At 61.7% G+C, this 282-nt stretch carries 1 protein-coding gene; it reads left to right on the forward strand.

Translation table 11 applies throughout. From position 1 onward, the window contains the following. Positions 1-20 precede the first annotated feature (20 nt). Positions 21-282 (forward strand): MFS transporter (locus AF337_RS34940; RefSeq protein WP_342028467.1); only part of this gene is annotated, 262 nt, incomplete at its 3' end.

The raw sequence follows: 282 nt of genomic DNA on the forward strand, positions 1-282 counted from the left end.
GCGCTCTTCGGGCTGCCTCGATGACCAATGTCGCCCAGGTCGCCATCCTTCTGGTTTGCGCGTTCTACATCGACCGCATCGGTCGAAGAGCCTGGGCCATCGTATCCTTCCTGGTCGGCGCGGCACTTTTGACCGCTTTGGCTGCAGGTGGTGCAGGCCAGCTCTGGTCGTTGATCGTACTGGCAACACTTGCCTACGGCGTCGTCGGGTCGGTCAATGCGGTCTTGTATCTGTACACGCCGGAGATCTATCCGACGCGGATGCGCGCCATCGGAACCGGTC

The sequence above is a fragment of the Rhizobium ecuadorense genome (assembly GCF_001187535.1).
Classification (GTDB): domain Bacteria; phylum Pseudomonadota; class Alphaproteobacteria; order Rhizobiales; family Rhizobiaceae; genus Rhizobium; species Rhizobium ecuadorense.